This is a genomic window from Pseudarthrobacter sp. 10T415 (assembly GCF_056394175.1).
Genome location: NZ_JBFTHJ010000020.1, coordinates 1 through 21,386, shown reverse-complemented (window position 1 = coordinate 21,386; position 21,386 = coordinate 1). Strand labels below are relative to the sequence as shown.

Here is a 21,386-nt window from a genome sequence, read left to right as displayed (position 1 = left end):
CTTGGGAAGGGAAACGAGCACCATGAAAAGCAAATTTGCCGCCGTGGTCCTGGCTGCCGCGAGCTTGGCTGCGGCCCTGCTGGTGGGCAGCCCCGTGGCGGCCAACGCAGCGGACAAGCCGCTGATCGGCCTTACCTTCGACGACGGCCCGTCAGTCCAGCGCACGGCCTTCGTCCTCGACGTCCTCAAGCAGAAGGGGGTCAAGGCCACCTTCTTCCTCCAGGGCAACCATGCACAGCAGTACCCCGACCTCGTCCGCCGGATCAAGGCCGAGGGGCACGTGATCGGCAACCATTCGTGGGATCACGCCAACTTCCCGGAACTGAGCCAGACCAGGCAGCGGCAGGAGGTTGACCGCACCAACGCCGCGATTTCGGCCATTACCGGCGCAACGCCCGAGCTGATGCGCTTCCCGTTCGGCAACAGCACGTCCTACTCGCTGAACTACATCAGGAGCATCGGCATGAGCGGCGGCATCCAGTGGCGCTGGCATGTGGGCCAGCCCGGCGATTTCGAATGCCCTGGTGCGGCCGGCGTGCAGAAGTACGTCCTGGATGAAGCGGCACCCGGTGCGATCATCCTGCTTCACGACGGCAACGATGTCCTGTCCTGCCCCGCGTCGCAGTGGTCCTACCTGGCCCGGACCATCGACACCCTGCGGGCACGGGGTTACGACTTTGGCGTGGTGGCACCTTCCGCGACAGCCAGCCCGCTGAACGAGGGGTCGTACGGGGTGGTGGTGGCGCCCTGACCGAAGCCGCCGCCTGACCCTGGCGCCGCCGCCGTCCGCTTCTCCTGGCACTCCACCGCCCAAAATCAGGGGTGGAAACCTGCTCTTCCGGAAGGTAACTTGGTAAGCATGCTGATGATTTCTACGGATCAATCGGCTTCCGGTAACAGAGCAAAGGAGACGTTATGAGCACGAAGGTGGAAAAGCGCATTCTGGTGAACGTTCCGGTGAGCACGGCCTACAACCAGTGGACCCAGTTCGAGGAGTTCCCGCACTTCATGGGCGGCATCAAGAGCGTCACCCAACTCAGTGACGACCGGCTGGAATGGGTGGCCGAGATCGGCGGCATCCGCCGGCAGTGGGAGGCCAAGATCCTTGAGCAGGTGCCGGACCGCAAGGTTTCCTGGGCCGCCACGGAGGGCGCAACCAACGCCGGAGCCGTCGAATTCGAGGATGTGGGCGGCGGCCAGACCTCCCTCCGGCTGACGCTCGAGTACGAACCCGAAGGCGTGGTGGAGAAGATCGGCGACAAGCTGCATGTTGTGGACCGCCAGGCCGAGTCCGACCTGCAGAAGTTCAAGGAATTCATCGAGGACGAGCGTTACGCGAGCGGAGCCTGGCGCGGCAGCGTCAACCCCGGCGCATCGATGGGTACGCCCGGCGTTGAGCACGCCGGCACCTCCCGCGGTGACTCCGGCAAGGCAGGCGTCTCAGGCAAGGTGGCAGCCGGCGTCGGCGTAGCCGCAGTGGCCGGCGCTGCAGCGGCCATGGCTGCCAGCGGCAACAAGGACACCGCGGTGGGCGCCGACGAAACGGTCACCCCCGTGGCTCCCGGCGAGCCCGTCACCGTCACGCCGATTCCCACGGACACGACCACCGACACCACCGGCAGCGGCGCAGGGGTTACAGGCAGCGGCGCCGGCATAACAGGCACGACGGCGGCAGCCGGCTCCACCGGCACGGTCGCCGACGGATCGGTCGCCGACCTCGGCGATGACAGGATCGGCCACCCGTTCGACCAGACCAACGGCCTGGTGGGCACCGCGGGAGAATCCGACGAAACGCGAGAAGGCGATGAATTCAGCGCCGGCGAACGCCGCGAGGATGAGCGCCGCCCCGACGGTGGCCTGCCCCCGGTAGGCGGCAACCTCGGCCAGCACTGACCGACGCCGCGCCCCGGCTGACGGCCCGCCCAAGGCGGGTGCCGTCGTCGTACGCCGCACTTAGAAACAGAAGCACCGCCCGCCTCTTCCCGAGGCGGGCGGTGCTTTGCTGTCCAGCGGTTTGCTACTTCGTCTTGCCTGCGTAGAAGACGGACGGCGCGGCTGGCGTCTCCATGCCCTCGCCGATGAAGAAGCTCGGGTGCGGCGGCTGGTTGTAGCCCACGGTCTCGCGCGCCACTCCGGTCCGGTACATCGGATCGTGCATCAGCGTGCGGAGCCGGACCTCGGTGGGCGAGGTGCTGGTGTAGATCCGCAGTTCGGTGCTGTCGGTGGACGGGAAGACCAGTTCCTCGCGCCAGTCGCCCAGCAGGTCGGCCTGGAGCGACGGGTTGCCCTTGGTGTGGTTGTTGGTGCGGGCGCCGGTGGCGGTCAGCAACCGGTCGCTGGTTTCGGTCTCCCAGTTCCACTTGGAGATGGTGGGTACGCCCATGCCTGCTTCGGCGTCGAACTCGTGGTCCACGATTTCGCGCAGCAGGTCGCCGTCCCACCAGGCCATGAAGTTGGCGGCCGGAATCTTGTCTGAGATCCGCTCGCCCTTGGCGGACATCAGGAAGCCAACCGGCGAATTCCAGGCAGCGTCGCCGCCCACGGCCCAGCTTTCGGAGCCGGGGAACCGGGGATCGATGTCGCCCGTGGCGCCGCGGCCGGTGTCCTTGATGGCGGGGATGCTCCACAGCACTTCGCCGGTGGCGGCATCGCGGAAGGTGGCGCCGCGGTTGCCGCTCTGGCTCATGCTCTCGTGTACTGCGAAGGTTTCCAGGCCGGGCCGTGACGGGTCCAGGTCGCCGGTGTGGATGGCGTCGCCGTGGCCCAGCTTGGTGTTGTAGAGGGGCTTGCCGTCGTCGTCAATGGTCATGGAACCGAAGACGAACTCGTCCTTGCCGTCCTGGTCCACGTCCGCCACGGACAGGTTGTGGTTGCCCTGGCCCTTGTATTCGGCACCGGCGATGTCCGAGTCGAAGGTCCAGCGCTTCACCAGCCTGCCGTCCACCAGGTCATAGGTGACCAGGACGGTGCGGGTGTAGTAGCCGCGGCTGAACATCAGGGACGGCTTTTCGCCGTCGAGGTAGGCGACGCCGGCCAGGAACCGGTCCACGCGGTTGCCGTAGCCGTCGCCCCAGGCTGAGACGTTGCCGCGCGGCGGGTCGTAGGGAACGGTGTCCATGATGGTGCCCGTTGCGCCGTTGAAGACCGTCAGGAACTCCGGGCCGGACAGGACGTATCCGGCGCTGTTGCGGTAGTCCGCCGCAGCGTCGCCGATGACGGTACCGGCGGCGTCTGTGGTGCCGTCTGCTGTCTTGAACGACACCTCGGCCTTGCCGTCGCCGTCGAAGTCGTAGGCCAGCATCTGGGTGTAGTGCGCGCCGGCGCGGATGTTCTTGCCAAGGTCAATGCGCCAGAGCTTGGTGCCATCCATCTTGTAGGCATCGACGTAGACGTTGCCCGTGAAGCCGGACTTGGAGTTGTCCTGGGCGTTGGACGGGTTCCAGAGCTGGATGATCTCGTAGGTGCCGTCGCCGTCCAGGTCTGCCACCGTGGAGTCGTTGGCGCTGTAGGTGTAGGGCTTGCCGTCCTTGCTGACGCCGTCCGCCGGCTTGTCCAGCTTGATGGCCAGGTAGTTCTGCGCCAGCGGGGTGAACTCGGCGCTGAGCTTGTCCTGCCCGTTGCCGTTGCCCACGGTCTTGATGACGTACTTGGACTGGGCCGTTCCGTCGGGGTCAACGAAGGTGGTGGTATCCCGGATGGGCTCCTTGGTGATCTGCTTGCCGTCACGCAGCACCTGGAAGCCCACGCTGTCCTTGTCCAGGCCGAGCATGCGCCAGCCCAGGGTGACGCCCTGGTCCGTCAGCACGGCCACGGGCGCGCGGTCCAGGTTCTCCACCTGGCGCTTGAGGGCCGGCTTTGCGGCCTGGCCCGGCGCTGTGGACTGATCTGCCTGGGCCAGCGGAACTCCGGTAAAGGCGAGTGCCGCGGCAGTGAGGGACGCCGCCGCTGCGGCCAGTGGTGCTGCTTTCCAGGCCCTGCCGGCCCGGGATTTGGGGGAACACTGCGAGTGGTAAACCAAAAGAACATCTCCTTTGATGCGGCGGCAGCTGAGTCTGCCGCTCAACATTTTGGAACGTTTCAACCGTGCGGAAGCGCACCACTATGTAGGGGTGGGCTGGGGGTCCGCGTCGGATGGAAAACGCTTTCTGCCCTTCTGGTTTATCAAGGGATGACAAAGCTGGTCAAGGGTTTGACCGTTAATGATTGGGAGAAATTGTTCCGTTACGTTCCTTCTCCCCCGCAACGCGCGCTCACTTTTGGCGGCTATTCCCCAAACGCCCGCTCACTTTTGGCGGCTATTCCCCACACGCCCGCTCACTTTTGGCGGCTATTCCCCACACGCCCGCTCACTTTTGGCGGCTATTCCCCACACGCCCGCTCACTTTTGGCGGCTATTCCCCACACGCCCGCTCACTTTCGGCGGCTTTCACGGCAACGCCCGCTCACTGTTGGCGGCTTTCACGGAAATGCCCGCTCACCTCTGCTCCAGATGGAGGAAGGTGAGCGGGCGTTTCCCAAATCTGCCGCACCGTGTGGGCGTCGCGGGCCCCGCCGCAGACGGGCGGGCACCGGGCGCCTACCGGATGCCGCGGAGTTTCACGCCGGCAGCGAGTGCAACGAGGCTGATGATGGCCACTACGGCCAGGTAGTAGCCCGGCGCCACGGCCTGCCCCGTCTGCTGCACCAGGAACGCGGCAATCATTGGCGTGAATCCGCCGAAGGCCACCACGGCCGTGTTGTAGCTGAAGGACAACCCTGTTGCGCGGGTCCTGACGTCGAAGGAATCCGACATGACGGAGGGCAGCGCGCCGAAATAGGCCGCCTTGAGCAGGCCAAGAATGGTCATCACCAGTGCCAGCACCAGGAAGGACTTCGCGCTGATGACCCACATGAAGAGAGGTACGACGGCGAGCAGCAGGACCACCACGGTGGGCACCATGATGTTGAGCCGGCCGTACTTGTCCGAGAGGTGCCCCACCACCGGTGTTCCGAAGGTCAGGATGACGCCGGTAATGATCAGCGAGGTGAACGAGATACCCGGCTCGAGCCCCAGTTCCTTGATGGCGAAGGTTGGCATGTACTGCAGGATGAAGTTGAGCGCCGTGGATACCGCCAGCGCACCACCGGCCAGCAGTATTCCCGTCTTCTGCGTGGCGAACACGTCCCGGATGGGGGAATGCTTCTGCTCCGCAGCGCCCCGCTGGACGGGCACTTCCTTCATCTCCCTGCGGATCAGGAATCCGGCCGGTCCCACCAGCAATCCGAAGAGGAAGGGAATCCGCCAGCCCCATTCGGTCATCTGCGCATCGGTCAGGACCGTTGTCAGGACGGCGACAAAGATCGCTGCGATCAGGCTTCCCAGCCCCTGGCTGGCGAACTGGAAGCTGCCCAGGAAGCCTTTGCGTTTGCCGTTCTGGGCGATGAGGTAGGCGGTGGCGGCGCCGAACTCGCCACCGGCGGAGAAGCCCTGGATTAGCCGCGCCAGGACAATGCCGATGGGGGCCAGGATCCCGATGGTGCCGTAGTTCGGCATGAAGGCCAGCAACGCGGTGCCCAGGACCATCAGCCGGATGGTGACAGTCAGGCCTTTCTTCAGCCCATGGCGGTCCGCGAACGAGCCCAGCACCAGTCCGCCCAAAGGACGGATGAGGTAGGAGACGCCGAACACGGCAAACGCCTGGATGAGTTCGACGCCGGGATCACTGCTGGGGAAGAAGTTCCGGCCGATGTAGATGGCCAGCAGGGCGTAGATGGCAATGTCGAACCATTCGAGGGCGTTACCGATGGTGGCGGCAACGATCCCCCGGGTGGCCGCCCGGGAATCGGGCGCTGCGACCGGCGCATCGTCGGCAGCGCGGGCCGTGGGCTGGTTCTTTTGCTGGGGCATGGTCATGGAAACTCCAGGGTTCAGGATACGGAGCTGACGGTCAGGGAGGGCTGGTCCGCGCCGGTGGACGCGGGGCTGTGTGAATTGGCGAGGTCGAAGAACAGGCCGCTGGCGATCTGCAGGCCTTCCCGGGCCACCTCCACCAGGAGGTGTTCGTCCGGGGCATGCTGCTGGCACCCCGGGTGGGAGTGCGGGATCCAGAGGGTTGGAAGGCCCAGGGCATCTGCGAAGACGTAGCTGGGAAGCGAGCCGCCGATGTTGGGCAGGACGGTGGCCTCGCGGCCGGTGCTTGCTGCCAGTGAGTTTGCGGCCCAGGCCACCCAGGGATTGTCCGGATCGATGCGGCTGGCGGCGAACGAGGTGCCCATCTTTAGCTCCACCATGCCGAAACCCGCCGAGTCCAGGTGCTTGCGGATGGCCGCTTCAAGGTTGTCCACGTCCGTGCCCGGCACGAACCGCAACTGCAGTGCGGCCCGCGCGGTCCCGGGAATGGCGTTGACGGGCTTGTCCGGGTTGCCCGCTCCCAGTGCCAGTACCTCGAGGGTGTTCCAGGCGTAGAGGCGCTCGGCCGGGCTGAGGGTCCGGTCTCCCCAGGCCGGGTCCGTCCGGGGGTCGCCGGGATTCGGCAGCAGGTCCAGTACGTCCAGCGCAGCGGCGACGGAGTCCGGGATACCGGCCGGAAGCAGTTCGGGCAGCTGGATGGTGCCGTGCCCGTCAACCAGGGACGCGACGGCGGCCGCCACCGTGGTGGCCGGGTTCCGCAGGAGCCCGCCCCAGTTTCCTGAGTGGTACGAGCCGGCGCGCAGATCGGCAATCAGTTCGAAGCTGACGCCGCCGCGTGCACCCAGGAAGACCGTGGGGCTTTCGGCGGCGAGGCGGGGGCCGTCGGAGCCGATAAAGACGTCGGCCCGGAGCAGGTCGTGGTGTTCGGCCGCAAAGTCGGCGAGGTCCGGGGAACCGATCTCCTCCGCCCCTTCCAGCAGGAACACCAGGTTGAAGCCGAGGCGGCCCTGCTGTTCGAGCAGCAGCCGGAGCGAGACGATGTTGATCCAGTGCTGGCCTTTATTGTCGGCGGCGCCGCGGCCGTACCAGCGGTCACCCTCGTCGCTGAGCGCCCAGGGGCTGCGGCCCGCACTCCACTCTCCGGCCTGGCCGTCGGTGACATCGGCGTGGCCGTAGCAAAGAACGGTGGGCAACTCTGGATCCTCGTGCCGGGTGGCCACCAGGAAGGAGTTGGCGCCGCCCCGCCAGGCGTCGAACCGGTTTACGGTGCAGCCCATCTCGCGGAACGCGGGCTCAACAACATCATCAAGGTATGACTTCAGTGCAACGCGTCCCTGCGGGCTGAAACTTTCCGTCGGGTAGGAGACCAGCCGGGCCAAATCCTCCCGGAAGCGGCCGGAGTCCACAAACTCCGCTGCTGTGGCCAATAGTCCCGTGCGTTCCTGCATTCGGTTGTTCCTTTGCTCGTATGGCGTGAGTCCAAAGTTAGGTGCCCCGGGAGCAAACAACCAGTATCGTTTTGTCGATGAGCGTTGACTTGAATGCAAACCTCTGGGTCGGACCGCGAGGATGAACATGCTGACTCCGGCGCTGCTGTACTTCGACGCCGTTGCGCAGGAAGGCACGCTCACCGAGGCCGCAACAAAGCTGCACGTGTCCGCGTCCGCCATCAGCCGCCAGATCAACAAGCTGGAAACCTCGCTGGGCATGCCGCTGTTCCACCGGCATGCCCGGGGCGTGGAACTGACGGAGGCGGGAAGGCTCCTGCTGGCTTACGTGCGGCGGGCAGAGGCGGAAGGTGCCGCGGTCCGGGAGGAACTGCTGGTCTCCATGCAGCGGAAGACGAGGACCCTGCGGGTGGCCTGCGCGGAAGGCTTCGCCAGGGTGTGGGTCCCCTCGGCGATCGCCGGCCTCAGCCGCCAGCATGACGACGTCGAGTTCCATCTCGACGTCGTCTCCTCCTCCGAAGGGACCCGCCGCGTGGCGGAGGGCGAGGCCGACGTCGCCGTGGTGTTCTCGCTGGGCCCGCAGTCGAAGGTGACCGTGGAACACTCCACGCCAACCCCTGTGGCCTTCGCGCTGGTGTCCCCGGACCACCCGCTCGCCGCGCAGCAGACCACCACCCTGAAGGACCTGTGCCGCTACAAGCTGGCGGTCACGGCGCCCGGTTCAAGCCAGCGGGAGTTGTTCGACCTCGCCATGCAGATCGAGGGCCTCACCCCGTCGATCACGCTGCAGTCGGACCACATCAACCCGGTGATCCAGTTTGCCCGGTCCGGCGTTGGCGTTTCGCTGGTGGGCGGCCTCTCCCTGGACCGGCGGGACCGCGAGGAACTGGTGGCGGTTCATCTGGACCATCCGGTGTTGCGGCAACGGCACGGGCAGATCCAGACCATGACCGGCCGTGCCCAGCCCGCCATCCTCACCGCGTTCGTGGATGCGCTCATCGACGCTCTGGAGCTGCTCGCCTGACCACGGCGCCAGTGAGCGCGCGTCGGCGAAAAAGCCGCCACAAGTGAGCGCGCGTCGGAGGGGGGCTACTTGGGGTGGGCCACCGCTTCGAGGAGGGGCAGCGTCCGGGTGGGCATGACCTCCACCAGGGACATTGCCGTGCTGGTGCGTACGACGCCGGCGATCGCCAGCATCGCGTTGGTCACCCGGTGCAGGTCGGCCGGGTCCTTCGCCGCCACTTTCGCGAGCAGGTCCGCGTCGCCGGTGGTGGCGTGCATCTCGATGATTTCCGGAACCGTCCGCAGCGCCGCCGTGGCTTCGTCGCTGGCGGACTGGCTGATGGAGATCGAGATGAACGCGATCAGCGGCAACCCCAGGGCCTCGGTGCGGACCCGCTGGCTGAACGGCGCCAGGCTGCCGTCGTTCACCAGCCGCCGCAACCTCGCGTGGACGGTATTGCGGGCCACGCCCAGCGACCGGGACAGCGAAAGGACTGTGGCCTGCGGGTCCCGGTCGAGTGTGAGGAGGATCTCTGCGTCAAGAGCGTCGATGCGGTGCATAGTGAGCATTTTGCCACCAACCGGCGCCATAACGGCGGTTTCTGTCCTGCCGGAATCGGCTGTGTTGCGCAAACGCCCGAATTTGCCCCACGATGCTGGCATGACCAGCACCCTTCCCGAAGCGGCCGCTCCCGCGCTCCGCGCCGCCGTCGCACAGCTTCCCGCGTACGTTGCCGGCAAGAGCGCCGAGTCCGAACTGACCGCCGCCCTGGCCTCCAACGAGAGCCACTTCGCTCCGCTGCCCTCCGTCGTCGACGTCGTGGCGGCCGAGGCCTCCCGAATGCACCGGTACCCGAATATGGGCGTGGTGGATGCACGTGAGGCAATCGCCGGGCACGTGGGCGTCACCGCGGATGAAATCGCCGCGGGCCCCGGCAGTTCCGGCGTGCTGCAGCAGATCATTTCCGCCGTGTGCGATGCCGGTGATGAAGTGGTCTTCGCGTGGCGTTCCTTCGAGGCCTACCCTATCCTGGTCACGGTGGCCGGCGCCCGGCCGGTGCCGGTCCCGCTGCTGGACACCGAGCACCACGATCTCCCCGCCATGGCTGCGGCCATCACGGACCGCACCCGCCTGGTGATCCTCTGCTCGCCCAACAACCCCACCGGGGTGTCCATCGAAGCGGACCAACTGGAGGAGTTCCTGCAGGCAGTGCCGCCGCACGTCCTGGTGGTGCTGGACGAGGCGTATGTCGAATACCAGCGCGGCACCGGCCTGGACTCGCTGGCGTTCTACCGCCGGTACCCAAACCTGTGCATCCTGCGCACCTTCTCCAAGGCCTACGGACTGGCGGGGCTGCGGATCGGCTACGCCATTGCCCGCCCGTCAGTGGCGGACGGCCTGCGCCGCACGGCCATCCCGTTCGGAGTGAACCGGATGGCCCAGGCCGCCGCCATTGCTTCCCTGGCAGCCACGGACGAGCTTGCCGCCCGCACCGACGCCGTGGCGGAAGAACGCACCCGCGTGATCGAAAGCCTCCGGGAGTCCGGCTGGGACGTCCCGGACAGCCAGGCCAATTTTTACTGGCTCCGCACCTCCGACGAATTGCGCGGGCAGCTCCTGGACGCGCTGTCCGCGGCCGACATCCTGGCCCGCGGCTATGCCGGCGACGGTGTTCGGATCAGCCTCGCGGACCGGGCAACGAACGATCGCGTGCTCGCTGTCCTCGCCCACCGGGAACGGTTCGGCGCCCAGTGAACACCTCAACCCTTCGCACGCCAACGCCGGCGGCCCCGGCCCCGGCTGACGCAACGCCCCAGCAAGGCATGACGACGGCGGGACCCGCCGTGCCGCCGTCGGCCGTCCGCCATTCAGTGGTGGAGGACGTCCTGGGCATCCTGACGGGAACGTTCGCCGCGTCGCTTGGCCTGTTCCTACTCAAATCCAGCGAGGCCGTGACCGGCGGTACCGCGGGGCTGGCCCTGCTGCTCAGTTACACCGTTCCATTGCCGTTCGGAGTCATTTTCACGGCGGTCAACCTGCCGTTCTTCGGCCTCGCCATCTGGAAGAAGGGCTGGAATTTCGCCCTCCGCACCGGGGCGGCCATTGCGCTGGTCTCGGTGATGGCCAGCCTGCATCCGTGGGCTTTCGGGTCCCTGGAGCTGGACCCTGCCTACGGCGTTGCAGCCGGGAACCTGCTGGCCGGCGTGGGACTGCTGATCCTGTTCCGGCACAAGTCCAGCCTGGGCGGCTTCAACATCCTGGCGCTGCTGCTGCAGGACAAGCTGAAATGGCGGGCCGGGTATGTGCAGATGGTGCTGGACGTGGCCATCGTGCTGGCGGCGCTGGCCCTCGTGTCCCCGCTGATGGTGCTCCTCTCCGCCGCCGGCGCCACCCTGCTGAACCTCATCCTGGCGCTGAATCACCGGCCGGGGCGGTACCTGGGAAAGTAGCTGCTTCCCCGCCGTTTTATTCCCGAAGGTTGCCTGAAATAACTTTGTGGGTGCCGCTGTTGCCGCCGATATGACAACAATCGGAATCATCGGTGCAGGACACATTGGAAGCCAGGTTGCCCGGAAGGCGGTGGAGCTGGGCTACGACGTAGTCATCAGCAACTCGCGCGGACCGGAAACCCTCACGGACCTCGTGGCAGAGCTTGGCCCGAAGGCACGGGCCGCCACCGCAGCTGAGGCCGCCGCAGCAGGCGACTTCGCCGTGGTCACGGTGCCACTGAAGAACTACAAGGACGTTCCGGCGGAGCCGCTGGCAGGCAAGATCGTCATCGATACCAACAACTACTACTGGGAGCGCGACGGCCGCGTCCCGGCGCTGGACAACGGTGAAGCCACCACCTCCGGCCTGCTGCAGGAACACCTGCCCCAGTCAAAGGTGGCCAAGGGCTTCAACCACATCATGGCCAAGGACATCACCACGGACGGCACCCCGGCAGGCACGGACAACCGCCGCGCCCTGGCCACCGCCAGCGACTACCCGGAGGCCGCCGAACTGGTCACGAACCTGTACAACGAATTCGGCTTCGATACCGTCAATGCCGGTCCGCTGGAGGAAAGCTGGCGGGTTGAGCGCGACCGGCCCGCCTACGTGAAGCGGCAGAACGCCGCCGAACTCAAGGACAACCTGGCGAAGGCACCCCGCACCGTCTAAGCACTATCTGGCCCGTGCTGGCCCCAGCTGGCTGGCAGCAGCCGTCGCAAAACCCGGTTTTAGCGACGGTTTGCTGCCAGCCAGGGCCTTGTCAGTCCTCGTCCTGATCGTGGCTGCTGTCCTGATCCTGGCTGCGGGCAGGGACCAGCACCACTTCATACTGCGTGGGTGGCGGCATCTTGTTGAACTTCGCGTTGACCGCGGCGAGCGTATCGCCGAACCTGGCGACGGTGGTGGGGACGTCAAAGTTCTTGCTGGTGATCTCTTCCTTGAGCTTGCCGGATGAGAGATCGCCGGACAGCTTGATGCGGGCGATCTTGTTCTGCTGGTTCTGGACGGCCCACAGGGTGCGGCCCTTCACCAGGATGCCGTCAACGTAGGGCAGTGCCGGAGTGTCGATCTTCGCGGTGTCGCCGGTCCCGGGATCCACGGTGTAGACGGCCTCGTTGAAGGTATGGGCAACGATCAGGACTTTCCCGCCCTTGGCCGACGCAATGCCGTTGAGGCCGAACTGGTTTGCCGGATCAGACAGGGCGAGCGACGGATCATTGAGGGTCCTCGTCTCCATCTTTCCCAGCTTTCCTGAGCGGCTGACGGGGACGAAATACAGCTCCGGGCGCTTGGAGTTGGTGAACCACGCGCCGTCTTTGGTGACGGTGACGTCGTTGATGAAGCCCGGCGCCAGGTCAACGGCGCCGGCGTCCTTGCCGGTCTTCGCGTTATAGACGAAGGCCTTGCCGGTACCGCCGCCCGCTACGAAGAGCAGGTTGGTGCGCTCGTCATACTTGAGTCCCACAGCCATCCGGGGGTTTGAGTCGAAGGTGGAGACATCGATGAAACGCTCAGCTTTCCCGTCACGGATGTCGCCTTTGAAAATGTCACCGGTCATCAGCTCGCCGGCATAGAAAGTAGTCCCGCGGCCCTCGGCAATGCCCTCGGCGGAATTGGCGCCGTCGAGCACTATGACGTCGCGGAAAGGCGTCGAGGCCGAGGCGGGGACGGCGGATGGCGCAAGCAGCGCGAAGAGGGCGATGAGTCCTGCGGCGGTGCGGCGATGTGCTGTTCGGCGCATGCTGGATCCTTAGTTGGCGGGTGATGCGCGGGGCCAACCTGCGGCAGCTCCGCACGATGGTCTAGTAATTTTAAGCGCCCGCGGCATGCCCGCCAAGGCATCGAAGCCCCCATTCTGCTTACAATCGAACCCTCAATCGACTACTGAGGGATCCATGAAGAAACTCGCCACAGTCCTGTTCGCCGCAGGCCTCCTTGCCTCCGCCACGGCCTGCTCCGCTTCCCACCAGCTTTCCACCACCGAAACCTGCGAGCGTATTCAGTCCGTTGTCTCGAACCCCGCCAACGGTGCCGGCAAGACGGGCATGAACCGCCTGGCCAACCAGATCCGCCCCATCCACGCGGTCGCCTCGGATGACCTCAAGCCCGCGCTGCAGTCCATCCTGGAGTACACGGATGAGCAGGCGAAGGAAACCCCGGACGAGGCCAAGCTGGCCGAACTCCAGTCCGGTTACGAGCAGGCGAGCGGCACCTACAGCCGCTTCTGCAGCTAACCAGCGCGGCGGTTAACTACGCGGCGGATCCGGCCGCCTACAACGTGGCCGGATCCGTGTTGGCCCCGCACAGGAGCACGGCCACGCGTTCGCCCGGTCCCGGCACATATGCGCCGGACAGCAGGGCGGCGTAGGCAGCCGCGGCACCGTGCTCCACCACGATGCGGTAGCCGTTCCAGAGCGCGCTCCGGGCGGCGACGATGTCCGCATCCGTCACCAGGACGCTTTCGACGCCGGTGCGGACCGCCACCGCGAAGCCGATGGCACCAACGCTGCGGGCACCCAGCGAGTCCGCCGCGACACCGGAAACGGCAACGTCCACCGGGATCCCCGCACGCAGCGCAGCATGCAGGGTGGGTGCGCCTTCCGGTTCCACTGCCACCACTTTGGCGCGCCCTTCCACGGCCGCGGCAATGCCGGCCATCAGTCCCCCACCGCCCACGGCCACCAGGACCGTGTCCACACCGGGCACCTGGTCCAGCAGTTCCAATCCCACCGTTCCCGCGCCTGCAGCGATCTCCGGCTGGTCATAGGCGTGGCAGTACACAGCGCCGGTCTCGGCAGCATGCGCCACCGCTGCCTCGTAAGCCACTGCGTATTCCGCACCGCCCTGCACGACGACGGCACCGATGTCCCTGAGCTTCGCGACCTTGACGGCGGGGGCCGCTTCGGGGACGAAGACCGTCGCAGGCACGCCGAGCCGGGCGGCCGCGTAGGCGTTTGCCAGGCCGGCATTGCCTCCGGAAGCCACCACGATGCCCGCCGGGGTCAGCTCCCCGCGTTCCTGGCTGGCCAGTATCCGGTTCAGGGCACCGCGTGCCTTGAAAGTTCCGGTGTGCTGCAGGAATTCGCACTTGAACCAGACCGGGCCCGGGTACTGGCCGCGGTCTGCCTCCAGCACGGGCGTCAGCCGGGTGAGGCCGGCAGTCCGCTGGGCGGCCTCGTCCACATCTGTACGGCTGATCATCCTAGACGTCGTCGTCCCAGGTTCCGGGATCCTTCAGCGCTTCCTCAGGCTTGCGCTCCTGCCCGCCGTCCGCAGGGGCCGCGGCCTCGCTGCCGGCAGCCTCGCCGCTTCCCACGTACGACGCCGGCACGGTCCCGGCAGCGTGGGCCTGCTGCTCTTCCCGGATGTTGGCGGCGTGGGGCTGCTCCGGGTGCTGGCCGCTTTGCGGGGCCTCGGTGACCTGTTCCGCGTTGTCCCGGGCTTCGTCCGGGTCGCCGGGTCCACGGAGGTCCGCGGTGTTGCGGGGCTCATCGTTCGGTGAGCTCATGATCCTGCCTTCCGTTGTTGCTGGCTGGTCCTGCGGGCGGTTCCGGGGAAGCACGCCGCGAGTTCCAGCCTACTTTCTGCCGCGCTTCCTGTGAGTTCGGCCTCAACCGGGACGTTGGCCGGCCGGCCCGCGTTGTAGGAAGTGGCGGAAGGAGGCCACATGATCATCGTTCTCACCGGCATCGACGGTTCGGGCAAGTCGACGGCGGCCCGCGCCCTGGTGCAGGCTGTCCGGGCACGCGGCGGCAAGGCAATGCTGCTGAGCAACCATGCGGGCCGGCGCACCATGTCCATTCTGGCTGCCCGGTGGGGCGTGCAATTGCCGCCCAGGGCCGCGGATACCGTCGAAACACTCCTGCGGGTCTCCAACGTGCTGGTTTCCCATCTCCGGGCCCGCTGCTTCGATGGCGTGGTGGTCATGGACCGCCACCTCCACTGCCAGCTTGCCCTGCGCACCACCAAGGGACTGCCGCGCGGCCGCTTCCTGCCCTGGCTGCTCGCGGCACTTCCCCAGCCTGCCGCCGTCGTACACCTGGACCTGGAGCCGGCCGAAGCGCACCGCCGGATCGCGGCGCGCGGGACCGATTCCGAAACCCTTGCGGACCTGTCCGCTTTCCGGGATGCCTACGCGGGGCTGCCGGAATTCGGCAGCTTCGTCCAGGTGGATGCCACCCTTCCCACCGCTGAACTGGCACAACGCGTGCTGCAGGCTGCGGACACGCTTGCCGGCGGTCCGGGCGACTCCGGGAAGGGCGCAGCAGTCACAAACTGAATTTAAGCATTTCGCATTGTGGAAATGGATTTTCCCCTTGCGGAATTGCTGTGACCGGGGTTACTTTTGCCTTAAGCCCCGGGCGTCCCCGGGCTGTTCCCGAATCGAAGAGGCAAAGGTCAATGAAGATCCCCAACCCTGAGGCACTGAAGGCGAGTTCGGTGCCCGCGAAGAGGAAGCCGCTGTATAAGTCGCTCTTCTTCCAGATTCTGATCGCCGTCGTGGCAGGTGTCCTCATAGGGCATTTCTGGCCGGACCTCGGATCACAGCTGAGGCCGCTCGGAGATGGCTTCATCAAACTCATCAAGATGATCATCGCGCCGCTGATCTTCCTGGTGATCGTCACCGGCATTTCGGCCGTAGGCGACGTCAAGGCGGTTGGAAGGGTTGGGGTCAAGGCCCTGGTCTATTTCACGGCGGCCACCCTGTTCGCGCTGCTCTTCGGCCTGATCGTGGGAAACCTGGTCCAGCCCGGCGCGGGACTGAACATTGACCCGGCCACCCTGTCGCAGGCTGACCTGGACGCCAAAACCGGCTCTGCCGCCCCCAAGGACGCAGCATCCTTCATCCTGGATGTCATTCCAGCCAGCGTGATCGGGGCTTTCGCCAGCAACAGCCTCCTGCAGGTCCTGTTCTTCTCGGTGTTCTTCGGCGCAGCCATTGTGGTCATCGGCCGGGAACGGTGCATGCCGGTCATCAGCTTGATGGAAACCGTCCTCGAACTGATCTTCAAGATCATGTCCTGGATCATGAAGGTGGCACCCATCGGTGCCTTCGGCGCCATGGCCTTCATCATCGGCCAGTACGGCCTCAGCACGCTCAGCACCTACGCCGTGCTGATCGCCGCCTGCTACGGTGCCGCCGTCGTCTTCATTGGTCTGCTCTTCGCAGTCGCCTGGATCACTGCGCGCGTGCCGCTGTGGCAGTTCCTCAAGTACACCCGGGAGGAATTCCTCCTGGCCCTGGGCACCGCCTCCACCGAGGCCGTCATGCCCCGGATCATGACCAAGCTGACCAACGCCGGCTGCTCCCGTGCCACCACCGGCCTGGTGGTACCGACGGGCTACTCCTTCAACCTCGACGGCGCAGCCATCTACCTCTCGATTTCGCTGCTCTTCCTGGCGCAAGCCTTCGGCCACAACCTGGACCTCGGCCAGCAGCTCGCCGCACTGGGCGTCCTGCTGCTCACGTCCAAGGGCATGGCGGGCGTCCCGGGCTCGTCCTTCCTGGCGCTCTCGGCCACGGCCGCCGCGCTGGGGATCTTCCCGGTGGCCGGTGTGGCGCTCCTGCTCGGTGCGGACCGGCTGATGGACTCCATGCGCGTGGTGGTCAACCTGCTCGGCAACTGCGTAGCCACCTTCGTGGTCTCCAAGTGGGAAGGCCAGTTTGACCGCAGCGTCATGGTCCGGGCATTCAAGGGCGAGATCACCAACCACGACTCCGCCGTGATGCTCGGCAAGGAAGACGACTTCCAGGACCAGGAACTGCAGCGGATCAGCGAGGGCCAGGCGCCGTCACCCAAGTTCCGCGGCGGCCCCAACCCCGGCGACATTCCGCGGTTCCAGATGAGCAAGTCAACCCGCGCCGGCACGGACAGCAGCCCGGACTGAGCATTGCCAACCCGGCCGCTCTCTCAGCGGCCGCCCCATCGTGAACGAAGCAGGCGGGCGGGACCATCAGGTCCGGCCCGCCTGCTTCATGTGCGCATCGTCCCGTCCCGCTATCGCGCCACCGGATGCCGCCACGCGCCGCTGGCTTTCCCCTGGTGCCCCAGGCTCCGGGAGATGGCGAGGGCCGAGGCACGCACCAGCGGCACCATTTCATGCGCCTGGGTGGCGGCATCGGGCACCACGATGGACAGCGCCGCCACAACGTCGCCGCCGGCGCCCCGGATGGGTGCCGCCACGGATACCGTCTGCGACGGATGGGTACGCCTCACGACAGCGGCGCCCGCCTGCTTGACCTCGGCCAGCAGGGCACGCAGGTCCTTGGCGGGGACCCTGCCCGGCCCGAGGTCCTCCGCTTCCGTCTGCGCCAGCAGTTCTGCCTGCACGTCCGGGGCGGCGTAGGCCAGGAGGACCTGCCCGACGGCGGTGGTGGACAGGGGCATCCGGCCACCTACCCTGTACGCGACTTCGGTGGCGGTGCGCGAGGAGAGCCTGTCGATCAGGACAGCCTCATGGCCTTCGCGAACGGCAAGAAGCACGTGATGGCGGGTCACTTCGTAAAGATCCTCAAGGTAGGGCAGGGCGATCTGCCGGACGCCGTGGCCGCGGGGCGACAGCGACGCAATCTCCCACAGCCGCACTCCCACCACATAGCGCCCGTCCTCCAGCTTTTCCAAGGCTCCCCATTCCGTCAGGTGGCGCACCATGCGCAGGGCGGTGGCGGGCGCCAGGTCCGCGAGGCGGGACAGCTCGGACAGGTTGAGGGCCCTCCGCTGTTCGGTGAACTGGGCCAGCAGGCTGAGCGCGCGGACCACCACGGGCTGCCCGGGAACCCCCGGCACGGACCCCGCCGCATTGCGTGCTCCCGCCACGCGGCCTCCCCTCACCCTTGTTTGACGCCCTTACCTTCTTCAAGGCTCTACTTTGTGGCCCGCGACACAAAGTGCATTTTCACTCAGTGAAAAGTACGATTTCGGCGATGCCCACCGGCGGGCATGCTGATGGACGACCCGCCGGGGACTGCCTGGCGTCTTATCCGATTGGAATCAACGATGAACTCCAATGCCCCCAGGAAATCCCTGGCCGTCATCTTTGTGCTGTGCTGGCTTGGCCTGCTCGCGGACGGCTACGACCTCTACGTCTACGGCGCCACCCTCCCAGGCCTGATCGGACATCCGCCGTTCAACGTCACGCCCGCCGCCGCTGGTGCCGTCGGTTCCATTGCGCTGGTGGGGATGCTGCTTGGCTCCCTGATCGTCGGCACACTGACGGACCGGCTGGGCCGGCGCCGCATCTTTGTCAGCGCCCTTGCCCTCTTCTCGCTGGCCATGCTGGCCTGCGCCGCGGCGCCCAGCTGGGAGCTTTTTGCGGTGTTCCGCTTCGTTGCCTGCTTCGGCGTGGGCGGCTTGCTCCCGACGGCGGTGGCCCTCACCAACGAGTTCGCCCCGCCCGGCAAGAAATCGCTGGTGCTCGGCGCCGTGCTGACGGGCCCGGCCGTGGGGACCGTGGTGGCATCCCTCAGTTCGCTGGCCCTCCTGGAGGGAAGCGGTTTCCGCCCGGTGTACGCCATCGGCGCTGCCGGCCTGCTGATCGTCCCGTTCGCCTGGTTCCTGCTGCCGGAATCGCCGTCGTTCCTCCGCACCCAGCTCCGCACCGCCGAGGCGGACAGGCTCGAAGCCGCATACGGGCTGCCCGGCAGCGCCGCCCCCATCCCGTCCGTCGTCCCTTCCGCCAGGATCTCGCCCACGCGTGCCCTGTTCGCCGAGGGGACGGCCCGGACCACCGTCCTGTTGTGGGCCATCACCGTCCTGAGCCTGCTGACGATCTTCGGCGTCAGCACCTGGCTCCCGCAGATCATGCGGACGGCCGGTTTCGGCGTCGGCTCTTCCGTGTCCTTCCTGCTGGCCTACTCGGTGGGCGCCGTCGTCGGCACCGTGCTTGCGTCCATCGCCAGCCAGAGGTTCGGGCCACGGCCGCTGGTGATCGTCGGCTTCGTGAGCGCGGCGACGGCCCTGCTGCTGATGTCCACCAACCCGCCGGCCGCCCTCATGACGGTACTTGCCGCCGTCGCAGGTTTTGGCGGACTGGGAACACAGAACATGATCAACGACTTCATTGCCCAGTACTACCCTGCCGCTACGCGAGCCACCGGCCTGGGTTGGGCTTTGGCCGTGGGCCGTCTTGGCGCTATTGCCGGGCCCACCTACGGCGCGTTGCTGGTGGGCTTTGGCGGCGGAGTGCCCGTGGCCGCCATGGCATTCGCGGCACCCGCGCTGATCGGCGCCGTGCTGATGCTCGCCCTGCGCACCCGGGCTGCGCGGCGTCCTGCAGTCGCGGCCGACGCGGAACTGGTGGCCTGACACATTGACGCAGGGACGCGAGGTCCCCTGAGCTGAACCCAGAGATGCCCCGGCCGGTAACCGGCCGGGGCATCCTGCTGTGGAATAATCCGCTGCGGGAGGCCAGACGACGTGAACAATGAACTGATCCTGCGCGGGCGTGTGGTCACCGGACGCCTGGACATCGCCGATGGTGTGGTGGCTGTGGACGGCCGCCGCATCACGTACGCGGGTCCGGCGTCGGGCTTCCCCGGAGAGTCCCTGCCTGCCTCCGATCCCGCTGCCGCAGCACGCATCCTCCTCCCCGGGCTGGTGGACCTGCATTGCCACGGCGCGCATGGAAACGACTTTTCGGAAGGATCTGTGGACGGCGCCCGGGCCGCCGCGCGCTACCTCCACAGCCGGGGAACCACAACACTGCTGGCCAGCCTGGTGACGGGGTCGCCCCGGGACCTGCTGCGCAATCTGAGTGCGCTGCGGATTGTGGCTGGCGAAGGTCTCACTGCCGGGTCCCACCTTGAGGGGCCCTTCCTGGCTCCGTCCCAGTGCGGCGCCCACCACCCCGGGTTGCTGCTGGAACCAGACACCGCCCTGATGGAGCAACTGTTGGAAAGCGCCGGGACATCACTTGCCTCCATGACGCTCGCCGCAGAGCTTCCGGGCGCATCCGCGCTCTTGGATCTGCTGGCCTCCCGCGGGGTGATCCCATCGCTGGGGCACACGGCCGCCGGGCATTCCACTGCCGCGGCTTTCCTTGACCGGGCAGCCTTGGAACTTCGCGGTTCGTCCAACGGCAAGGGCAGGCTTCGGCCCACAGTGACGCATCTGTTCAATGCCATGCCGCCGCTGCACCACCGGTCCCCCGGCCCCGTTGCAGCAAGCCTCAGTGCCGCCCGCGCCGGGCTGGCAGTGGTGGAACTGATCGGCGACGGCGTCCACCTGGCCCCCGAGACCATCAAGCTGGTATTCGACCTTGTGGGTGCCGGCAACGTCGCACTCGTCACCGATTCGATGGCCGCGACGGGACTGCACGACGGCGGCTACCGGCTTGGGAGCCTGGCGGTCACCGTTGAGCAGGGCGTGGCACGGGTGGACGCCACGGGTGCCATCGCCGGCGGTACGGCCACGCTGCTGGATGTGGTGAGGGTTTCCGTGGCCGCCGGGGTCCCGCTGCAGGATGCGGTGCTGGCGGCGAGCAGTGTTCCGGCCGCAGTCCTCGGCCTGCCTTCCGAGGTGGGCGACCTTGCCGCCGGGATGCTTGCCGACGTTGTGGTGGTTGATAGCGGGCTTGCGCTCACAGGGGTGCTCCGGCACGGCGAATGGGTCACCCCGCTCGCGTGAGGGTGCTGGGCGGCTGGTTCTGCTGCGTTGCCAGCTTCACTGCGTTGCTGGTGAGAATCCGAAAATGAGTTAGAGATGAGTTAAAGCAGCCGCTGAATGTCAGACCCTCGCGCGATGATGCCTTGATGGGAAACGCAGTCATTGGAGCAGCATCGATGGAGGGTCTTCGGGCCTCTGTCGCGGGCCTCGACGCGCTGTTCCTGGGTGAGTTCGAGCTGGACCGGGCTGACCCTGACACCGTGGCCCGTGAAGCAATCGATGTGTTGGAGCGGAGGTCGGAGCTTCGGCTGCAGCGGCTGGCGTTCTGGAGCAGGCTGGAGGCCCAGGTAGCTGCGGGTAAAGCCCGGGACGCTGCGGAGTTCGCGGAGTTTCAGGAGGCGATGACACCGCCGGACGCCACGGACACCGAGAAAGCTTTTGTGGAGATGTCCACGACGGCGGAGATCGCCGGGGTCCTGACGCTCAGCCCGGGCGCCGCTACGGCGTTCATCAGCCAGTCCCGCAAAGTCTGTGCGATGCCGGCGGTCGCGGCCGCACTGGCGGCGGGTGCGGTGTCGTGGCGGCATGCGGTGGTTGTGGCCGAGGAAGCCGACTGTCTCGCCCCCGAGAATGCTGAGGCGTTGGTGGCGCATTTCTTCGACCCGGACGCCCCGAACCCGGCCCGCGGATCGGCGCCGGGTGACCTGGTGCCGCACCTGTTCCGCCGGAAAGTCCGGACCTGGCGCGAACGCAGCTACCCCGCCTCAGTCCAGGAACGGCACGTCAGGTGTGTGGCGGAGCGGCGGATGGAATACCGCCCCGACGCCGACGGGATGGCAACAATTACCCTGATCCTGCCCGGGGACACCGCCTGCGCCATCTGGAACAAGACCACAGCCATCGCCCGCGGCCTCCAAGGCCCCGGCGAAACCCGCACCCTTACCCAG

General features: G+C 66.8%; 20 protein-coding genes. 12 read left to right on the top strand and 8 right to left on the bottom strand.

What is annotated here, in order from left to right; genetic code table 11:
* The first annotated feature begins 22 nt into the window (after window positions 1-22).
* Window positions 23-751: a polysaccharide deacetylase family protein gene (locus tag AC1DBN_RS18785; RefSeq protein WP_477723889.1), complete on the top strand. Its 729-nt coding sequence runs from the start codon at window positions 23-25 to the stop codon at window positions 749-751.
* A 164-nt stretch (window positions 752-915) separates the two neighbouring features.
* Window positions 916-1,893, top strand: coding sequence for an SRPBCC family protein (locus tag AC1DBN_RS18780; RefSeq protein ID WP_477723888.1), 978 nt, complete (start codon window positions 916-918; stop codon window positions 1,891-1,893).
* A gap of 124 nt (window positions 1,894-2,017) precedes the next feature.
* Here AC1DBN_RS18780 and AC1DBN_RS18775 read toward each other — a convergent pair whose 3' ends face one another.
* The 3 genes from AC1DBN_RS18775 to AC1DBN_RS18765 all read right to left on the bottom strand — a co-directional run bounded on the left by AC1DBN_RS18775 (window position 2,018) and on the right by AC1DBN_RS18765 (window position 7,338).
* The gene (locus AC1DBN_RS18775; protein WP_477723887.1) at window positions 2,018-4,018 is read right to left on the bottom strand and encodes a rhamnogalacturonan lyase; all 2,001 of its coding nucleotides are present in this window, start codon (window positions 4,016-4,018) and stop codon (window positions 2,018-2,020) included.
* A 558-nt stretch (window positions 4,019-4,576) separates the two neighbouring features.
* Complete coding sequence (locus AC1DBN_RS18770; protein WP_091723343.1) at window positions 4,577-5,893, bottom strand: MFS transporter; 1,317 nt, start codon at window positions 5,891-5,893, stop codon at window positions 4,577-4,579.
* A gap of 14 nt (window positions 5,894-5,907) precedes the next feature.
* Window positions 5,908-7,338 (bottom strand): M20 family metallopeptidase, encoded by a 1,431-nt coding sequence (locus AC1DBN_RS18765; protein WP_091723345.1) that lies wholly within the window; start codon window positions 7,336-7,338, stop codon window positions 5,908-5,910.
* A gap of 127 nt (window positions 7,339-7,465) precedes the next feature.
* On the opposite strand from AC1DBN_RS18765, the gene AC1DBN_RS18760 reads away from it, so the two are divergent.
* Window positions 7,466-8,362: a LysR family transcriptional regulator gene (locus tag AC1DBN_RS18760; protein WP_172830011.1), complete on the top strand. Its 897-nt coding sequence runs from the start codon at window positions 7,466-7,468 to the stop codon at window positions 8,360-8,362.
* 65 nt (window positions 8,363-8,427) lie between these two features.
* Here AC1DBN_RS18760 and AC1DBN_RS18755 read toward each other — a convergent pair whose 3' ends face one another.
* On the bottom strand, window positions 8,428-8,910 hold the full coding sequence (locus tag AC1DBN_RS18755; protein ID WP_091724195.1) for an Lrp/AsnC family transcriptional regulator: 483 nt from the start codon (window positions 8,908-8,910) through the stop codon (window positions 8,428-8,430).
* Between the two features lie 91 nt (window positions 8,911-9,001).
* Between AC1DBN_RS18755 and hisC the strand changes: the two genes are divergently transcribed.
* The 3 genes from hisC to AC1DBN_RS18740 all read left to right on the top strand — a co-directional run bounded on the left by hisC (window position 9,002) and on the right by AC1DBN_RS18740 (window position 11,503).
* Window positions 9,002-10,096 carry a histidinol-phosphate transaminase gene (gene hisC, locus AC1DBN_RS18750; RefSeq protein WP_091723349.1) on the top strand — a complete coding sequence of 365 codons (1,095 nt, stop codon included), beginning with the start codon at window positions 9,002-9,004 and terminating at the stop codon, window positions 10,094-10,096.
* A gap of 68 nt (window positions 10,097-10,164) precedes the next feature.
* Complete coding sequence (locus tag AC1DBN_RS18745; protein WP_172830071.1) at window positions 10,165-10,791, top strand: YitT family protein; 627 nt, start codon at window positions 10,165-10,167, stop codon at window positions 10,789-10,791.
* Window positions 10,792-10,861: 70 nt separating this feature from the next.
* Entirely contained in the window at window positions 10,862-11,503 is a 642-nt protein-coding gene (locus tag AC1DBN_RS18740; protein ID WP_091724198.1) for an NADPH-dependent F420 reductase, read from the top strand.
* Between the two features lie 91 nt (window positions 11,504-11,594).
* Here the strand turns inward: AC1DBN_RS18740 and AC1DBN_RS18735 are convergent, their stop codons facing one another.
* Complete coding sequence (locus AC1DBN_RS18735; RefSeq protein ID WP_091723352.1) at window positions 11,595-12,575, bottom strand: NHL repeat-containing protein; 981 nt, start codon at window positions 12,573-12,575, stop codon at window positions 11,595-11,597.
* Between the two features lie 154 nt (window positions 12,576-12,729).
* Here AC1DBN_RS18735 and AC1DBN_RS18730 point away from each other — a divergent pair, with 154 nt between their 5' ends.
* Entirely contained in the window at window positions 12,730-13,068 is a 339-nt protein-coding gene (locus tag AC1DBN_RS18730; protein WP_045731153.1) for a hypothetical protein, read from the top strand.
* A gap of 37 nt (window positions 13,069-13,105) precedes the next feature.
* On the opposite strand, the gene AC1DBN_RS18725 is transcribed toward AC1DBN_RS18730, so the two are convergent.
* A complete protein-coding gene (locus tag AC1DBN_RS18725) occupies window positions 13,106-14,035 on the bottom strand; it encodes a threonine/serine dehydratase (RefSeq protein WP_091723354.1) in 930 nt (309 codons plus the stop codon).
* Between the two features lies 1 nt (window position 14,036).
* Window positions 14,037-14,342, bottom strand: a complete 306-nt coding sequence (locus AC1DBN_RS18720; RefSeq protein ID WP_477723886.1) for a hypothetical protein — start codon at window positions 14,340-14,342, stop codon at window positions 14,037-14,039.
* Window positions 14,343-14,501: 159 nt separating this feature from the next.
* Here AC1DBN_RS18720 and AC1DBN_RS18715 point away from each other — a divergent pair, with 159 nt between their 5' ends.
* Both AC1DBN_RS18715 and AC1DBN_RS18710 read left to right on the top strand, forming a co-directional pair.
* On the top strand, window positions 14,502-15,113 hold the full coding sequence (locus AC1DBN_RS18715) for a nucleoside/nucleotide kinase family protein (protein ID WP_314215802.1): 612 nt from the start codon (window positions 14,502-14,504) through the stop codon (window positions 15,111-15,113).
* 122 nt (window positions 15,114-15,235) lie between these two features.
* Complete coding sequence (locus AC1DBN_RS18710; protein ID WP_314215801.1) at window positions 15,236-16,723, top strand: cation:dicarboxylate symporter family transporter; 1,488 nt, start codon at window positions 15,236-15,238, stop codon at window positions 16,721-16,723.
* Between the two features lie 110 nt (window positions 16,724-16,833).
* Here the strand turns inward: AC1DBN_RS18710 and AC1DBN_RS18705 are convergent, their stop codons facing one another.
* On the bottom strand, window positions 16,834-17,652 hold the full coding sequence (locus AC1DBN_RS18705; RefSeq protein ID WP_314215799.1) for an IclR family transcriptional regulator: 819 nt from the start codon (window positions 17,650-17,652) through the stop codon (window positions 16,834-16,836).
* Window positions 17,653-17,832: 180 nt separating this feature from the next.
* Here AC1DBN_RS18705 and AC1DBN_RS18700 point away from each other — a divergent pair, with 180 nt between their 5' ends.
* From AC1DBN_RS18700 to AC1DBN_RS18690, 3 genes are all read left to right on the top strand, one after another.
* Window positions 17,833-19,140 carry an MFS transporter gene (locus AC1DBN_RS18700; RefSeq protein WP_314215798.1) on the top strand — a complete coding sequence of 436 codons (1,308 nt, stop codon included), beginning with the start codon at window positions 17,833-17,835 and terminating at the stop codon, window positions 19,138-19,140.
* 111 nt (window positions 19,141-19,251) lie between these two features.
* On the top strand, window positions 19,252-20,460 hold the full coding sequence (locus tag AC1DBN_RS18695; protein ID WP_477723885.1) for an N-acetylglucosamine-6-phosphate deacetylase: 1,209 nt from the start codon (window positions 19,252-19,254) through the stop codon (window positions 20,458-20,460).
* A 125-nt stretch (window positions 20,461-20,585) separates the two neighbouring features.
* Window positions 20,586-21,386: DUF222 domain-containing protein (locus tag AC1DBN_RS18690; RefSeq protein ID WP_477723884.1), on the top strand; the 801-nt coding region annotated here is incomplete at its 3' end.

What these genes read in the sequence shown, in the direction of transcription:
- AC1DBN_RS18785 (WP_477723889.1), top strand. Translation starts at nt 23, where the DNA reads ATGAAAAGCAAATTTGCCGCCGTGGTCCTGGCTGCCGCGAGCTTGGCT.
- AC1DBN_RS18780 (WP_477723888.1), top strand. Translation starts at nt 916, where the DNA reads ATGAGCACGAAGGTGGAAAAGCGCATTCTGGTGAACGTTCCGGTGAGC.
- AC1DBN_RS18770 (WP_091723343.1), bottom strand. Translation starts at nt 5,893, where the DNA reads ATGACCATGCCCCAGCAAAAGAACCAGCCCACGGCCCGCGCTGCCGAC.
- AC1DBN_RS18765 (WP_091723345.1), bottom strand. Translation starts at nt 7,338, where the DNA reads ATGCAGGAACGCACGGGACTATTGGCCACAGCAGCGGAGTTTGTGGAC.
- AC1DBN_RS18760 (WP_172830011.1), top strand. Translation starts at nt 7,466, where the DNA reads ATGCTGACTCCGGCGCTGCTGTACTTCGACGCCGTTGCGCAGGAAGGC.
- AC1DBN_RS18755 (WP_091724195.1), bottom strand. Translation starts at nt 8,910, where the DNA reads ATGCTCACTATGCACCGCATCGACGCTCTTGACGCAGAGATCCTCCTC.
- hisC (WP_091723349.1), top strand. Translation starts at nt 9,002, where the DNA reads ATGACCAGCACCCTTCCCGAAGCGGCCGCTCCCGCGCTCCGCGCCGCC.
- AC1DBN_RS18745 (WP_172830071.1), top strand. Translation starts at nt 10,165, where the DNA reads ATGACGACGGCGGGACCCGCCGTGCCGCCGTCGGCCGTCCGCCATTCA.
- AC1DBN_RS18740 (WP_091724198.1), top strand. Translation starts at nt 10,862, where the DNA reads ATGACAACAATCGGAATCATCGGTGCAGGACACATTGGAAGCCAGGTT.
- AC1DBN_RS18735 (WP_091723352.1), bottom strand. Translation starts at nt 12,575, where the DNA reads ATGCGCCGAACAGCACATCGCCGCACCGCCGCAGGACTCATCGCCCTC.
- AC1DBN_RS18730 (WP_045731153.1), top strand. Translation starts at nt 12,730, where the DNA reads ATGAAGAAACTCGCCACAGTCCTGTTCGCCGCAGGCCTCCTTGCCTCC.
- AC1DBN_RS18725 (WP_091723354.1), bottom strand. Translation starts at nt 14,035, where the DNA reads ATGATCAGCCGTACAGATGTGGACGAGGCCGCCCAGCGGACTGCCGGC.
- AC1DBN_RS18720 (WP_477723886.1), bottom strand. Translation starts at nt 14,342, where the DNA reads ATGAGCTCACCGAACGATGAGCCCCGCAACACCGCGGACCTCCGTGGA.
- AC1DBN_RS18715 (WP_314215802.1), top strand. Translation starts at nt 14,502, where the DNA reads ATGATCATCGTTCTCACCGGCATCGACGGTTCGGGCAAGTCGACGGCG.
- AC1DBN_RS18710 (WP_314215801.1), top strand. Translation starts at nt 15,236, where the DNA reads ATGAAGATCCCCAACCCTGAGGCACTGAAGGCGAGTTCGGTGCCCGCG.
- AC1DBN_RS18700 (WP_314215798.1), top strand. Translation starts at nt 17,833, where the DNA reads ATGAACTCCAATGCCCCCAGGAAATCCCTGGCCGTCATCTTTGTGCTG.